The organism is Streptomyces sp. NPDC012888 (genome assembly GCF_042900645.1).
Lineage (GTDB): Bacteria > Actinomycetota > Actinomycetes > Streptomycetales > Streptomycetaceae > Streptomyces.
The window spans coordinates 388,682-402,874 of sequence record NZ_JBIBBM010000005.1; the positions used below are offsets into that span (position 1 = coordinate 388,682).

16 protein-coding genes are annotated in these 14,193 nt (G+C 74.2%); 8 read left to right on the plus strand and 8 right to left on the minus strand.

All coding sequences use genetic code 11. The features are described 5' to 3' along the window. Window positions 1-3: 3 nt before the first annotated feature. The 4 genes from ACFY61_RS11785 to ACFY61_RS11800 all read right to left on the minus strand — a co-directional run bounded on the left by ACFY61_RS11785 (window position 4) and on the right by ACFY61_RS11800 (window position 3,021). Window positions 4-639 carry a TetR/AcrR family transcriptional regulator gene (locus tag ACFY61_RS11785; protein ID WP_389470191.1) on the minus strand — a complete coding sequence of 212 codons (636 nt, stop codon included), beginning with the start codon at window positions 637-639 and terminating at the stop codon, window positions 4-6. Between the two features lie 128 nt (window positions 640-767). Further along, window positions 768-1,502 (minus strand): phosphatase PAP2 family protein, encoded by a 735-nt coding sequence (locus tag ACFY61_RS11790; protein WP_389470193.1) that lies wholly within the window; start codon window positions 1,500-1,502, stop codon window positions 768-770. A 45-nt stretch (window positions 1,503-1,547) separates the two neighbouring features. After that, window positions 1,548-2,483, minus strand: a complete 936-nt coding sequence (locus ACFY61_RS11795; RefSeq protein WP_389470196.1) for a M56 family metallopeptidase — start codon at window positions 2,481-2,483, stop codon at window positions 1,548-1,550. Window positions 2,484-2,568: 85 nt separating this feature from the next. After that, window positions 2,569-3,021 (minus strand): DUF5134 domain-containing protein, encoded by a 453-nt coding sequence (locus ACFY61_RS11800; RefSeq protein ID WP_389470198.1) that lies wholly within the window; start codon window positions 3,019-3,021, stop codon window positions 2,569-2,571. Window positions 3,022-3,137: 116 nt separating this feature from the next. On the opposite strand from ACFY61_RS11800, the gene ACFY61_RS11805 reads away from it, so the two are divergent. Continuing rightward, window positions 3,138-3,671 carry a GNAT family N-acetyltransferase gene (locus tag ACFY61_RS11805; RefSeq protein WP_389470200.1) on the plus strand — a complete coding sequence of 178 codons (534 nt, stop codon included), beginning with the start codon at window positions 3,138-3,140 and terminating at the stop codon, window positions 3,669-3,671. Window positions 3,672-3,714: 43 nt separating this feature from the next. Here the strand turns inward: ACFY61_RS11805 and ACFY61_RS11810 are convergent, their stop codons facing one another. Both ACFY61_RS11810 and ACFY61_RS11815 read right to left on the minus strand, forming a co-directional pair. Further along, window positions 3,715-4,398 (minus strand): glycerophosphodiester phosphodiesterase, encoded by a 684-nt coding sequence (locus ACFY61_RS11810; RefSeq protein ID WP_389470202.1) that lies wholly within the window; start codon window positions 4,396-4,398, stop codon window positions 3,715-3,717. Window positions 4,399-4,577: 179 nt separating this feature from the next. After that, window positions 4,578-5,252, minus strand: a complete 675-nt coding sequence (locus ACFY61_RS11815; RefSeq protein ID WP_389470205.1) for a PadR family transcriptional regulator — start codon at window positions 5,250-5,252, stop codon at window positions 4,578-4,580. 49 nt (window positions 5,253-5,301) lie between these two features. Between ACFY61_RS11815 and ACFY61_RS11820 the strand changes: the two genes are divergently transcribed. The 6 genes from ACFY61_RS11820 to ACFY61_RS11845 all read left to right on the plus strand — a co-directional run bounded on the left by ACFY61_RS11820 (window position 5,302) and on the right by ACFY61_RS11845 (window position 11,531). Beyond that, complete coding sequence (locus tag ACFY61_RS11820; protein WP_389470208.1) at window positions 5,302-6,432, plus strand: LLM class flavin-dependent oxidoreductase; 1,131 nt, start codon at window positions 5,302-5,304, stop codon at window positions 6,430-6,432. After that, entirely contained in the window at window positions 6,429-7,478 is a 1,050-nt protein-coding gene (locus ACFY61_RS11825) for an alpha/beta hydrolase (protein ID WP_389470211.1), read from the plus strand. Before ACFY61_RS11820 ends, ACFY61_RS11825 begins: the two co-directional genes overlap by 4 nt. Before the next feature lie 81 nt (window positions 7,479-7,559). Then, window positions 7,560-8,963 carry a DUF6421 family protein gene (locus ACFY61_RS11830; RefSeq protein ID WP_389470214.1) on the plus strand — a complete coding sequence of 468 codons (1,404 nt, stop codon included), beginning with the start codon at window positions 7,560-7,562 and terminating at the stop codon, window positions 8,961-8,963. Window positions 8,964-8,989: 26 nt separating this feature from the next. Further along, a complete protein-coding gene (locus ACFY61_RS11835; protein ID WP_389470216.1) occupies window positions 8,990-9,757 on the plus strand; it encodes an SDR family NAD(P)-dependent oxidoreductase in 768 nt (255 codons plus the stop codon). Further along, the gene (locus ACFY61_RS11840) at window positions 9,736-10,815 is read left to right on the plus strand and encodes a threonine aldolase family protein (RefSeq protein WP_389470218.1); all 1,080 of its coding nucleotides are present in this window, start codon (window positions 9,736-9,738) and stop codon (window positions 10,813-10,815) included. Before ACFY61_RS11835 ends, ACFY61_RS11840 begins: the two co-directional genes overlap by 22 nt. 116 nt (window positions 10,816-10,931) lie before the next feature. Then, complete coding sequence (locus ACFY61_RS11845) at window positions 10,932-11,531, plus strand: transglutaminase family protein (RefSeq protein ID WP_389470221.1); 600 nt, start codon at window positions 10,932-10,934, stop codon at window positions 11,529-11,531. On the opposite strand, the gene ACFY61_RS11850 is transcribed toward ACFY61_RS11845, so the two are convergent. Further along, the gene (locus ACFY61_RS11850; RefSeq protein ID WP_389470222.1) at window positions 11,415-12,713 is read right to left on the minus strand and encodes an MFS transporter; all 1,299 of its coding nucleotides are present in this window, start codon (window positions 12,711-12,713) and stop codon (window positions 11,415-11,417) included. The genes ACFY61_RS11845 and ACFY61_RS11850 overlap by 117 nt on opposite strands. A 24-nt stretch (window positions 12,714-12,737) precedes the next feature. Here ACFY61_RS11850 and ACFY61_RS11855 point away from each other — a divergent pair, with 24 nt between their 5' ends. Next, complete coding sequence (locus tag ACFY61_RS11855; protein ID WP_389470225.1) at window positions 12,738-13,292, plus strand: CGNR zinc finger domain-containing protein; 555 nt, start codon at window positions 12,738-12,740, stop codon at window positions 13,290-13,292. 124 nt (window positions 13,293-13,416) lie between these two features. Here ACFY61_RS11855 and ACFY61_RS11860 read toward each other — a convergent pair whose 3' ends face one another. Further along, window positions 13,417-14,145, minus strand: a complete 729-nt coding sequence (locus ACFY61_RS11860) for a lysophospholipid acyltransferase family protein (protein WP_389470227.1) — start codon at window positions 14,143-14,145, stop codon at window positions 13,417-13,419. Between the last annotated feature and the right edge of the window lie 48 nt (window positions 14,146-14,193).

A 14,193-nucleotide genomic window follows, 5' to 3' on the forward strand; every position in this document is an offset into this window, starting at 1 on the left:
GCGTCAGTCCCCGCTCAGGGGAACCGATCCGCCGGGCGGGCCCGCCCCGTCCGGCGGCACACCCATCCCCGGTTCCAGCCCGTAGCGCTGGAACAGCTCCTCCCGCAGCCGGGCGGCCGGCATCGGCGCCCCCGGCAGAAGCACCGCGAACACCGCGCCCATCAGCAGCGCCCGCAGCATCGGGTAGTCCGACTCCGGATCCGGCGACCCGTACCGCGCGACCGTGTCCCGCAGCAGCTCCGCCAGCCGCTGCTGCTCCGGGCACTGCACGAACCCCTCGGCCTGCAGGATGCCCGCCATGTGCGTGCGCATCAGCACGGGCTGGTCCCGGGCCAGCCCGAGGATCGCGTCGATCGCCCGGGCCAGCCGCTCCCGCCCGTCCTCCGTGCGCGGCTCGCGCTCCAGCGCCTCCTGCAGGGTCCGGTGCATCAGGCGGTGCACCGCGGACTGGAGCAGCTGCCGCTTGCCGGGGAAGTAGTACGAGATCAGCCCGCGGGCCGCGCCCGCCCGGTCGGCGATGGCGCCGAGGGTCGTCGCCTCGTACCCGCGTTCGGCCACGAGTTCGACCGTGGCCTGGAGCAAGCGCTCTTTGGAGCGTCTCCGCAATTCTTCATTGACCGATGCGCTGCGCGGGGACATGCTTGCTCCTGCGTTGACTGGCTCTGAGCCAATATACTCAGCGCACCGGCCCACCGGTGCTCGGCGACGCGGGGGATCGCCGAGCGCCGGTGCGCGCCGCCCTGCCCGCCGGCGCGTCCGGTCCCGGTTCAGCGGACCCGGCTCCGCTCCTGGCTGCGGCTCCGATCCTGGTCGCGCGCGGGCTCCGCGACCGGCGCCCGCCGGCTCGCCGCCAGCGCCACGAACGCGACCAGCACCGCGCCCAGCAGCCAGCCCGCGACCACGTCGGACGGCCAGTGCACACCCAGCAGCACCCGGGTGAACCCGACGCCGAGCACCGAGACCGCGGCCACCGCCCAGGCCGCCCCGGTCACCCAGCCCGCCCGGCCCGACCGGCCGGCCCGGCCCGCCCCCGACCCGCTCGCCAGCCACAGCAGCAGCCCGCAGACCACGGTCGCGGTCAGCGCGTGCCCGGAGGGGTAGGCGGCGTAGGACGCCGTGTCCACCGGGTCCGCCCACACCGGCCGCTCCCGGCCCACCGCGGCCTTCACCCCCTGGCTCACCACCGCCGCGGCCGCCACGGCCAGCAGGAACCATCCGGCGAGTCTCCGCTCGCCCCGCCACCACAGCCAGCCGCACGCCACCGCCAGCAGCGCCCGCATCGTCCACGGGTCCCACACCCAGTCGCTGAGCAGCCGGTTCAGCGCCGTCAGCTCCGGATGGGCGTGGGCCTGCGCGTGCAGGGCGCGGGCCACCAGACCGTCGTAGCGGAGCACCGGATGCCACCGGAGCGCCACCAGTACCGTCAGCAGGGCGGCCAGCAGCGCGCAGCCCACGCCGGCCCGCCACCACCGCCCTCCGTTCCGCAGATTCCGGATTTCCATACTCCGGATCCTTGCACCGATCGGCCGCCGTAACCGCCCGGACCCTCAGGACAGCGCCGACAGCCCGGGTACGAGGGCCACCAGCACGGGCACCGCCGGCACCAGCGCGGCCGTGGCCGTCAGGCCCAGCCGGCGGGTGGCGGGCAGCCGCGGCGTGGCCGCCAGCAGCCGCTGCACCCGCTGCGGTACGTGCGCCTGCGGGGCGGCGCCGGGCCCGAACACCCCGCGGTCCTCGTTCAGCCCGACCAGCGCCAGCGCGGTCGTCAGCCGCCCGAACCGGCGCGAGGCCACGTCGTCCGCGGCCAGCTCCACCAGATGGTGCATGCCGTCCCGGAACGCCGCGAACACCGGCACCCGGGGGAACGCCCCCGACAGGGCCGCCGAGAACTGCAGCAGCCAGTCGTGCCGGGCCGCCGCGTGCCCCTGCTCGTGCGCCAGCACGGCGTCCAGCTGCCGGCCCTTCAGGCGGCGCAGCGCGGCCGTGGTCACCACCAGCCGCGGCGCGGACCCGGGCAGCCACCACGCGTCGGGCCGCTCCCCCTCCAGCAGCACCAGCCGCACCCCGGCCGGATCCTCCCCGGGCAACAGCGGTGCCCGCAGCAGCAGTTCACCGTCCTGGGCCCGCCGCCGGGCGCGCGCCCGCAGCACCTCCCGGCCCAGCACCGCCGCCGTCCACAGCGCGCCGCCCGCCAGCAGCAGGGCCGTCACGGCGGCCCACGGGCCGCTGCCGCCCAGCGCGTACGCCTCCACCACCCCGCTCGGCGCGGGCGCGAACAGCCGCCCCCGCACCGCCTGCCAGGCGGCCGCGGCACTCAACACCATCGACAGGGCCAGGCACAGCAGCACCGAGGCCACCGCGCACTGCCACACCCACAAGGCCACCACGGGCTCGCGCTCGGACCATTCGGCCCGCCCCAGCAGACGCGGCGCCAGGACCGCGATGAGGGCGCCGAGCAGCAGCAGAACGGCGGGGACCATCATGGACGCCACCCTATGAGCGAGCGGCTACCTGCCGGTACGTCCCGGCCGTTTTGGTGACGCAGCCCACGTCCGCAGGACGCCCCCCTCACAGCAGCAGCATCGAGAACATCCCCAGCCCCATCGCCAGCCGGCACGCCCGCGTCAGCGCCGCCGGGCCCTCGGCCAGCCGCGCCCCGCCCCGCAGCACGTACCCGGCGTAGTACAGCAGCAGCGCCCCGGTCAGCCACGGCACCCCCGTCCACAGCGCCATGTACACCATGGCCAGCGAGCCCACCAGGTGGTGGGCGTGCCCCGGGCCGTCCCGCAGCAGCCACACCGCGTGCAGCGAGGCCGCCGCGAACACCACGCCCAGCACCGGCGCCAGCCGGTGCCCGCCCCCGGCGAGCGGCAGCGCCATCACCGCCATTCCCAGACCCATCACCGCGTCGGCCCGCCCCGCCGAGCCCCGCACTCTCAGCAGGCAGTACCCGCCGCTCACCGCGCACAACGCGACCAGGAGCCAGGGGAGCAGGGGCGTGACGGTGCCGGAGTGGTGCACGAGCGGACCTCCCGGTGCGACGGCGTCTGTCCGAAGAGATGCCCGTCCCGCCGGGCGGGCACGCCGCCCGGGTTAGGCTGCGGTCAGCCGTGCCGAACGCCCGAACGGAGCCGCCCATGTCCGCGCCCGCCGCACTCACCTTCCGCAACGCCGTCGAGGCGGACGTCCCGGCCCTGGTGGAGCTGGTGGAGTCGGCCTACCGCGGCGACGCCAGCCGGGCCGGCTGGACCACCGAGGCGGACTACCTCGACGGGCAGCGGACCGACCCCCAGGGCGTCCGCCAGGTGATCGGCACGCCCGACTCCGTGCTGCTGGTGGTGGAGCGGGAGGGCGAACTCGTCGCCTGCTGCCAGCTCGAACACCGCGGCGACCACGCCTACTTCGGCATGTTCGCCGTCCGGCCCGGACTCCAGGGCGCCGGCCTCGGCAAGGAGATCCTGGCCGAGGCCGAGCGCCGGGCCGGCGCCGACTGGGGCGCCAAGGAGATGCGGATGACCGTGATCAACGTCCGCGACGAGCTCATCGCCTACTACGAGCGGCGGGGCTACCGCCGCACCGGCGAACTCAGTCCCTTCCCGTACGGCGACGAGCGGTTCGGCAAGCCGCGCCGTGACGACCTGGCCTTCGAACTGCTCGTCAAGGACCTGTGAGCCGCCCCGGCGGAGCGCTCCGCCGGAGCGCCCCCGCTCCGGCTCAGGCCGTGAACCGGCCGGTGATCCGGATCTCGGGGAAGTCCGTGGCCGCCCCGTCCAGTTCGAGCGCGCGGACCAGCCGCAGCTGTTCCTGCGTGTTCACCGTCCAGCCGGTCACCCGCAGACCCGCGGTGTGCGCGGACTCCACCGTCTCCAGCGTCAGCCGGCGGATGTCCAGAGCGACCGTTTCCGCACCGACGGCCAGCGCCCGGTCCACGACGTCCTCGCCGTAACGGCCCGCGGTCAGCACGGTCCGCAGCCCCGGGGCCAGCCGGGCGGTCTCCGCGAGCACCGCGTCGTGGGCGGAGGCCACCTCCACCCGCCCGGTGAGGTCGCGGCGCAGCAGGAACCCGGTCAGCACCTCGGCGGTGGCCCGGTCCTGGATGCCGATCTGCAAGGGGGCCCGGACCGCGTCCAGTACCTCCTCCAGGACCGGCACGCGCTCTCCGAGCCCCGCGTCGAGCTCGCGGAGCTCGGCCAGGGTGAGGTCGGCGACCGCGCCCGATCCGTCCGTGGTGCGGTCCACCTCCGGGTCGTGCAGGACGACGAGCGCGCCGTCCTTGCTGAGCTGCGCGTCCAGCGCGATGACGTCCATGCCGGAACGTTCCGCGCGGACGAACGACCGGAGCGTGTTCTCCGGTTCGACACCCATGACCCCGCGGTGACCGATGGTGAGGAAAGTCAAGGTTCTCTCGCTTCCGTCGACGGCGGCTCCCGGCGACGGCCCGGTGTCCCGACCGAACCGCGCGGGTGAGGACGCATCGTAGTGCGCCGACCGCGCGATGTGACCGGTCGTGCAGGGCCCCGGAGGCCGTACGGCCGGTTCCCGCCGCGGCCCCGCGCGCCCCGGCGGCCTCCGCCGTGTCACCCGGGGGTGGGCGCGTCCCCACGGCCTTGACCCGCCCGTCCGCCGCCGCCCTCGACCTCGACCTCCGGTCCAGGGTGGTCCTTCGCGTCCGCGCCCACCGGCCCCAGGGCGTCGAGGTCCGCCAGCAGGGCCTCGGCCAGCTCCAGCTCCGCCAGGTGCTGACGTTCGCTCCAGCGCAGCGCCAGCGCGGGGAAGGCCCACTCCTCCACCGCGGCCGCCTGCGCCGAGGCCTCCCGTACGGCGGCCAGTTCGGCCCGGGTGCGCTGCTGGTGCTCCCGCACCATCTCCCGCAGCCGCTCCGGTTCGGCCAGGTGCCCCATCCAGACCCGGAGCAGCAGCCCGTGCTTGAGCACGACCGGCCCGGCGTCCGCTGTGCCCGCCGCCCACTCGGCCAGGGCCGCGCGGCCCTCGGCGGTGATGGAGTACCGCCGCTTGGCCCGCGCCTCCTCGGATCCGGACCGCTCGGAGCCGGCGTAGCCGAGCGCCTCCAGGCGGCGCAGTTCCGAGTAGATCTGGCTGATCGCCGGCGACCAGTAGAAGAAGCGGAGCGAGGAGTCCGCCCACTTCTTCAGCTCGTAACCGGTGCGGGCCCCGGGGAACGAGAGCAGGCCGAGCACCGCCCACGCGGTCGGCGGAAGGTCTTGCTTCTTCGGCATGTGACGACTAGTCATATTTCGAATTGAAGTGAGACCGGACCCGGGACGCAACCCTGGAGGCACCGTGAAATTCTCCGTGATCTTCGAGGCCCAGCTGGCCGACCCCACCGTCGAGCGCGAACACCAGGTCATCCGAGACTGCGTCGAGCAGGCCGTGCTGGCCGAGCGCATGGGCTTCGACCGCATCTGGGCCGTCGAACACCACTCGCTGAAGTGGTACAGCCACATGAGCGCCCCGGAAGTGTTCCTCAGCTTCGTGGCGGCCAGGACCACGACCATACGCATCGGCCACGGCGTCGTGTGCATGCCGTTCAACTTCAACCACCCCGTCCGCGTCGCCGAACGCGCAGCCATGCTCGACCTGCTCTCCGGCGGCCGGCTCGACCTCGGCGCCGGCCGCGGCGGCACCGAGCAGGAGACCTCCCTGTGCGGGGTGGACCGGGAACGCACCGCCCAGGAGGTCGAGGAGGCCCTGCGGATCATCGGCAGGGCCTGGCAGGAGGAGGAGCTGGAGCACCACGGAGAGCTCCTCGACATCGACCCGCACCCGATCCTTCCCCGGCCCGCCCAGACCCCGCACCCGCCGCTGTTCCTCGCCTGCAGCCGCGCCGAGACCCTCGTGCAGGCCGCCGAGTTCGGCATCGGCGCGCTCGTGATGGGCTTCGCCGGGCCCGAGTCCGTCGCCTCGATGCGGTCCGTCTACGACGCGGCGGTGGCCGGCCGGGACGGCAGCCGCTTCGTCTCCACCGCGGTCAACGACCACTTCTCGGTGCTCTGCCCCACCGTCGTCCTCGACGACCCGGAGGAGGCCCGCCGGATCGGCGTACGCGGCCAGCGCTTCTTCGCGCAGTCGATCGGCCACTGGTACGGGGGAGCGGGCGTCCCCGACGAGGCGGTGGTCGCCGGCGCCGACGAGGCGGCCGAGATGCGCCGCGCCGCCGAACAGGTGGTGGCCCGGCTGAACGAGCAGGCCATCCCGGTCCGGCCCACCTCCACCGCCACCTTCAACGCCGACCACGCCTACGGCGGCGCCGACGACGCGATCGCCCACGTCGAACGGCTCCGCGCGGCCGGCGCCGACGAGGTCATGTGCCTGGTCCAGATGGGCACCGTGCCCCAGGAGGCCTGCCTGGAGACGCTCCGGCAGTGGGGCGAGAAGGTCATCCCGCACTTCCGGGGCGGGGGCCCGTCGTGACCGCGGCCCACCCGGAGCGGGCGGGGACCGGCCCCCGCCGCCCCCTCGGCGAGGACCGCCTCCACCCCGCCGCACGGCTCTTCGCGGACGGCCTCGCCGCCGTCTTCCCCGACGTCGGCGGCAGCGTCACCGACGCCGCCGAGGCCCGGCGCATCCTGGCGGCCGCGCCCCGCACGCCGGGGGAGCCGCCCCCGGTCGGGGCGGTGGCGGACCGGACCGTGCCCGGCCCGCCGGGGGCGGCCCCGGTCCCGGTGCGGATCTACCGGCCCGACCCGGCGCGGTGGCCCGGCCCGCGGCCCACGGTGGTGTACTGCCACGGCGGCGGCTTCGTCCTCTGCGACCTCGACACCCACGACACCACCGTCCGCCACCTCGTGCGGGCCTCCGGCTCCGTCGCGGTGTCGGTGGACTACCGGCGGGCCCCGGAGCACCCCTTCCCCGCCGCCGTCGAGGACACGTACGCCGTACTGCGCTGGGCCGCGGCGCACGCGGGCGGCCTGGGCGGCGACCCCGGCGCGCTGGTCCTGGCCGGCGACAGCTCCGGCGGCAACCTCGCCGCGGCCGCCGCGCTGCTGGCCGTGCGGCGCGGGGGGCCGCGGGCCGCCCTCCAGGCGCTGGTCTACCCCGCGCTGAGCGCCGCCGCGGACTCCGCCTCGTACCGGCTGTACGCCGAGGGCTACTACCTCACCGCCGCCCACATGCGCTGGTTCTGGCGGCAGTACCTCGGCCCGTCGGGGGACGGCGCCGACCCGCTGGCCTCGCCGCCGAACGCCGCCAGGGAGGAGCTGGCACTGCTGCCGCCGGCCCATGTGGTGGTCGCCGGGTGCGACCCGCTGCACGACGAGGGCCGGGCGTACCACCTGCTGCTGCGGGCGTGCGGGGTCCCCTCCACCCTCGACGCGCACCCGGACGTCCCCCACGGGTTCCTCGCCGCCTCCCGGGCGCTGCCGCAGGCGCGGGCCGCACTGGCGCGACTGGGCGGAGCCATCGCTTCCACCGTGTCCGACGGGAAGAATTCCGGTGGACCGGGGGGTGTCGCAGGATAATTTCCTGACTCTCCTCTTGAGCAGGAGAGCCTCGCACGCATACGCTGTCTTGACGTGAGGTTCTCCTGTGGAGGAAGTGACATGACGGAAACTCTTGTGCCGGGCGTCGGCGGAACCGCAATAACCGCCGGGTCGCGGGTGGTGGACCACCCGGCGTGGCCCGCGCTCAAGGCCGCCGTGGAGGAGATCCGCGTCTGGCAGTCCGCCGACGGCTCGATCGACTTCGAGGCCGAGGGCGCCCCCGCGCGCACCGACGCCGCGGACGCCGTCCGGCGCGTGATCGACGCGGTCGAGGAGCTCTCCCCGCTGCTCCCGCACGCCACCGCCTACCACCAGGCCCTCGTCGGCGACCTGCGCAAGTGGGCCGAGGGCGGCTTCCAGGTGCCCGACTTCCTCGACTCCCTGCTGGCCTTCCAGCCCGCCGCGCAGCGCGAGGACGGCCTCCAGCACCTCGTCGTGTTCCCCATGTACACGCAGAACGGCAACCCGGACCGCAACCTGGAGGCCGTCGCCCTGCGCATGGTGTGGCCCGAGTGGCTCGCCGAGCTGGAGCGCACCCGCTACGACAACCCGCTGTTCCTGGGCATCACCTTCGAGGACTTCACCGCGGGCTACGACACCAACTCCGCGGTGCTCTTCCCGGAGACCATCGCCGTCCGCGAGGCCCCCGAGCGCTTCACCTGGGGCGGCATCTTCTGCGACCGCGAGGCCGCCCGCTTCCGCAAGGTCACCGAGGCCGCCGTGGAGACCCTGGGCATGCAGCTGCCCGAGGACATCGCCGCGATGATCACCGACCAGGACCGCTGCGAGAAGGCCTTCGTCCTGTGGGACATGGTCCACGACCGCACCCACAGCCACGGCGACCTGCCGTTCGACCCGTTCATGATCAAGCAGCGCCAGCCGTTCTGGATGTACGGCCTGGAGGAGCTCCGCTGCGACCTCACCGCCTTCAAGGAGGCCGTGAAGCTGGAGGCCGAGGGCAACGTCCACGGCCGCGACGTGCAGTACGCGGTGCTCTTCGACCGGATGTTCCGCTTCCCGCTCTCCGGCGACCGGGTCCGCAACTACGACGGCCTCGGCGGCCAGCTGCTCTTCGCCTACCTGCACAAGCACGACGTGGTGCGGTGGACCGACAACAAGCTGAAGATCGACTGGCAGCGCGCCCCGGAGATCACCAACCAGCTGTGCGCCGAGATCGAGAAGCTGTACCGCGACGGCATCGACCGCCCCAAGCTGGTCCACTGGTTCAAGGCCTACGAGCTGGTCTCCACCTACCTCGCCCCGCACCCGGGCTCCAAGTGGGCGAAGGGCCCCGACGCCCTCGACCTGACGCAGCCGCCGCGCAAGCTCGTGGACGACGTGCTTCCCGACGAGTTTCCGCTCAGCATGTTCTTTGAGGCGCTCGCCAAGAAGCTCAAGGGAGTGATCGCCTCCACCAAGGGGATCACCGCGCAGAACGCCGACACCGAGCGGGCTGCCGCGTGAGCCCTCGCCCTCAGGAGGCTTACGAGATGAACGGCTCCGGGAACGGCAACGGGAACGGGAACCTCAGCGGAGCGGTGGTGGCGGTGGCCGGGGCCGGAGGCCCGGCCGGCCACGCCACCCTGCTCCGCCTCGCGGAGGCGGGCGCCACCGTGGTCGCCGCGGACGCGGACCCGGCCCGGCTCGCCGAGGCCGTGGACGCGGCCCGCTACGCCCACGGCGGCGCGACCGTCACCGGCGACACCGTGGACCTGCTCGACCTGGACGCCACCAAGGAGTGGGCGGCCCGGACCGAGAAGGAGTACGGCCGCATCGACGGCCTGGTCCACCTGGTCGGCGGCTGGCGGGGCAGCAACTCCTTCACCGAGACCGACCTCGCGGACTGGGACTTCCTGGAGAAGCTGCTGATCCGTACGGTCCAGCACACCTCGATCGCCTTCCACGACGCCCTGATGCGCAGCGCCAACGGCCGCTACGTGCTGATCAGCCAGTCCGGCGCGCACAAGCCGGTGGCGAACAACGCCGCGTACAACGCCGGCAAGGCGGCCGCCGAGGCGTGGACGCTGGCGATGGCCGACTCCTTCCGCAAGGCCGGGGGCGAGGAGGGCCCCAGGGCCGCGGCTGCGATCATGGTCATCAAGGCACTGGTGCACGACGCCATGCGCGCCGAGCGTCCCAATGCGAAGTTCGCGGGCTTCACCGACGTCAAGGAGCTGGCCGAGGCCATCGCCGGCGTCTGGGAGCGGTCCGCCTCGGAAGTGAACGGAACGCGTCTGTGGCTCACCCCGCAACCGTAAGGACCGACGCCCGCCGGCACCACGATCCGGCGGTGCGCGGTTTCGCGAGCGACAACTACGCGGGAGCGCATCCGGAGGTCCTCGAAGCGATCGCCCTCGCCAACGGCGGCCACCAGGTCGCCTACGGCGAGGACGAGTACACCGAGCACCTGCAGAAGGTCATCCGCAGCCACTTCGGCCCGTACGCGGAGGCCTTCCCGGTGTTCAACGGCACCGGCGCGAACGTCACCGCCCTCCAGGCGATGACCGACCGCTGGGGCGCGGTGATCTGCGCGAAGACCGCCCACATCAACGTGGACGAGGGCGGCGCCCCGGAGCGCATGGCCGGCATCAAGCTGCTGGCCGTGCCTACCCCGGACGGCAAGCTCACCCCCGAGCTGATCGACCAGGAGGCCTGGGGCTTCGAGGACGAGCACCGGGCCATGCCCCAGGTCGTGTCGATCACCCAGAACACCGAGCTGGGCACGGTCTACACGGCGGACGAGATCCGGGCGATCTGCGAGCACGCCCACGGCCTCGGCATGAAGGTGCACCTCGACGGTGCCCGGATAGCCAACGCCGCGGCCTCCCTGGACGTGCCGATGCGGTCGTTCACCAACACGGTGGGCGTGGACGTGCTGTCGTACGGCGGCACCAAGAACGGCATGCTCTTCGGCGAGGCCGTGGTGGTCCTCAACCCGGACGCCGTCCGGCAGATGAAGCACGTCCGCAAGATGTCCATGCAGCTCGCCTCGAAGATGCGCTTCGTCTCGGTGCAGCTGGAGGCCCTGCTGGCCAAGGACCTGTGGCTGCGCAACGCCCGGCACGCCAACGAGATGGCGCAGCGGCTCGCGGCCGGCGTCCGTGAGGTCGACGGGGTGGAGATCCTCTACCCGGTCCAGGCGAACGCCGTCTTCGCGCGGCTGCCGCACGAGGTCTCCCGCCGCCTGCAGCAGCGCTACCGCTTCTACTTCTGGGACGAGGCGGCCGGCGACGTGCGCTGGATGTGCGGCTTCGACACGCAGATCGAGGACGTGGACGGCTTCCTCCAGGCGCTGAAGGAAGAGATCGCCCGCTGAGCCGGCCGGGTCGGTCCGGGTCGGTCCGAGTCGGTCCGAGTCGGTCCGAGTCGTGCGGTCGTGACTCCGCCAACTCGATAGTCATGCGTTAGGTCGCATAGGTATGCTCCTGGATCATGGAACTGATCCAGGAGCATTCCGACCTGTCCGCGTACCTCGCCGCCGACGAGGCCGTGGACCACGCGCACCCCCTGGTCCGCGAGACCGCCGAAGCCCTGTGGTTCGCCACCGGCGACGCGTACGCGTACGCCGAGGCCGCGTTCGAGTACGTCCGCGACACCGTCCGGCACTCCGCCGACACCGGCGACCCGCGGGTCAGCTGGCGCGCCTCCGACGTCCTCGCCACCCGCAACGGCATCTGCTACGCCAAGTCCCACGCCCTCGCCGCCCTGCTGCGGGCCCGCGGCATCCCCACCGCCCTGTGCTACCAGCGGCTCACCGAGGACGACGGCAGCGACCCCGCCGTCCACGGCCTGGTCGCCGTACTCCTGCCCGGCCGATCGGACTGGGCCCGGCTCGACCCCCGCGGCAACAAGCCCGGCGTCGACGCCCGATTCTCCCTCGACCGGGAACACCTGGCCTTCCCGGTGCGCCCCGAACTAGGAGAGGTCGACTACCCCGTCCTCCACGCCGCCCCGCACCCGGCCGCGCTCACCGCCCTCCAGCGGTCCGCGGACCGGGCCGAGCTCTGGCGGAACCTCCCCACCCGGCTCTGACCGCACCGCTGCGTACCCCGGGCGCACGGACAGGTGCAGCACGGCCGCCAGCAACTGGAGCACGGCCACGGCCAGCAGCAGCAGCCGGGGAGGGGCCTGCGCGGCCACACCCACCAGCGCCGCCCCGGCCGAGGCCGCCGTCAGCTTCAGGCCCGCCCCGAGCGTGAACACCTGGGCCCGCACCCGCTCCGGCGCGTAACCGGCGCGGATCCGCAGGGTCGCCGTCAGCAGCGGCCCGTCGCACAGCCCGGCCAGCGCGAACGCGGCCGCCGCCACGGGCAGCGCCGGGGCGGCCGCGGCCCCGGCCAGCGCCAGCCCCGTCGCCGCGAGCGACCAGCGCGCCAGCCGCCCCGGGTCGAACGCCCGGGTCCGCGAGAGCCGGGCCAGGCCCAGCGAGCCGCACAGCGCGCCGAGGGCGAAGGCGGTCATCAGCAGGCCGCCGGCGCCGGGGCTGCCCAGCCGCGTCGCGAACAGCACGGCCACCGTCGTCAACGCCCCGATCCCGGCGAAGGCCACCGTGGTGGCCCCGGTGATGGCACGGAGTTCCGGCACCCGCCACAGCGCCGCCAGCCCCGCGCCCAGCCCCGCGCCCCCGGACCGCCCCGGACCGGTCCGCGGGGCGGCGTACGGCAGGGTGGCCGCCAGTACGGCCCCCAGCGCGCCCGCGCCGGCCAGCAGGACCATGCCGGGCGCCGCCGAACCCGTGGCGGCGACCAGGCTGACGATGCCGGGGGCCGTCACCGCGGCGGCGTTGTACGTCGACGCGTCCCAGGCGTACGCCCGGTCGAGCCGGGGACCGGCCGGCACCAGGCCGGCCAGCAGGCTGGACATCCCGCCCGTCACCATCGGCCCGCAGCACCCGCCGGCCACCGCCACCGCCAGCACCACCGGCGTCGGGGCCCGGCCGGTCAGCACGCCCAGCGCGGCCACCGCGGCCGCGAAACCGGCCAGCGAACCGACGTGGAGGAGCCGCGGCCGCCGCACCCGGCCCGCGAGGGCGCCGGCCGCCGGAGCGGCCAGCACGTGCGGGGCCAGCCACGCGGTGAGCACGAACGCCCCGTAGGCGGCGTCCCCCGTGCGCTCCAGCGCGAGCAGCACCAGCGCGATACCGACGCCCTCCGAGGCGAACCGTCCGGCGAGCGCCGCCGCCAGGTAACGGCCGAGTCCATGTAACGCCATCATGACGAAAGACGTTACATTAGCGGGGTGAACGGTTTCCACCCCGCGGCCCGGCTGGTCGACCTCGCCGAGGCCGTCCGTAACGACCCCGAGGCCCCGCGCGACACGTTGGCCGCCCTGCTCGCCCGGCACGGGGAGCACCCCGGTGACCTCGGGGAGGGGGCCTTCACCGAGGCTGACGCCGCCGAACTGCGGGCGGCGGCGCGGCGGATGGGCGCCGTGCTCGCGGAGACGGACACCGACCGCGCCGCCCTCGCGCTGAACGCCGTCTTCGACGAATGCGCCGCCCGCCCCCGCCTCAGCAGTCACGACGGTCACCCCTGGCACCTGCACGCCGACCGCGAGGGCTCCGGGTGGGGCGACTGGTTCCTGGCGGCCGGCGCCCTCGCCCTGGCCGAACTCCTCAGCGCGCACGGCCGGGTGGCCTGGGGGGCCTGCCCGGCCGCGGGCTGCGGCCGCTACTTCCTCGGCACCGGCCCGGGCAGCCCCCGCCGCTACTGCTCCACGTCCTGCGCCACCCGCGCGAGGGTCGCCGCCCACCGCCGCCGGGCCGCCGCGGACGCGCCGCGGGACGGCGGCTGAGGTCCGCGCCGCCGGACGGATGGCACAGCCGCGCCGCCGGACGACGGCACAGGCCCGCCCCGCCGACGGCGGGACGGGCCTGTGCTCGGTGCTGTGGTTCGGCCTGGGGCGGGCGCCGTGGGGCTCAGGAGGCGCCGGCCTCCTTCACCTGCTGCGGGGTGGGCGCCGTACCGCCCAGGTGCGCCGGGAGCCACCAGGAGTCCTCGGTCCCCTTGGGGCGGTGCGGGTAGGCGCGCTGCGCCGAGTCCAGGAGCTCCTGCACCCGCCCGCGCAGCCGCCGGGTGATCGCGCCCGCGTACTGGTCGGTCGGCGCCTCGATCGGCTCGCCCACCCGCATCGTCACCGGGATGTGGCTGCGGCGCAGGTTCTTCGGCCGGCCCTTGGTCCACAGCCGCTGGGTACCCCACAGCGCCACGGGGATCAGCGGGACGCCGGCCTCCTGGGCCATCCGCGCCGCGCCCGACTTGAAGCTCTTGAGGGTGAACGACTGCGAGATCGTGGCCTCCGGGAACACGCCGATGATCTCCCCGCCGCGCAGTGCGTCCAGCGCCTGCTGGTAGGCGGCCTCACCTTGCTTGCGGTCCACCGGGATGTGCTTCATCGCGCGCATCAGGGGGCCCGACACCTTGTGCCGGAACACCGACTCCTTGGCCATGAACCGCACCAGGCGCTTCGAGGGCCGCGCGGTCAGCCCCGCGAAGATGAAGTCCAGGTACCCGATGTGGTTCGAGACCAGCACCGCCCCGCCCTGCCTCGGGATGTGCTCCGTGCCCTTCATGTCGATCCGGATGTCCAGCGTCTTGAAGAGCGTGTGGGCGGCGCCGATCACCGGCGGGTAGACGAGCTCAGCCATCGTGCGAAGGTCCCTTTGTCGAACAAGTTACGCCGACGTAGGTTACGT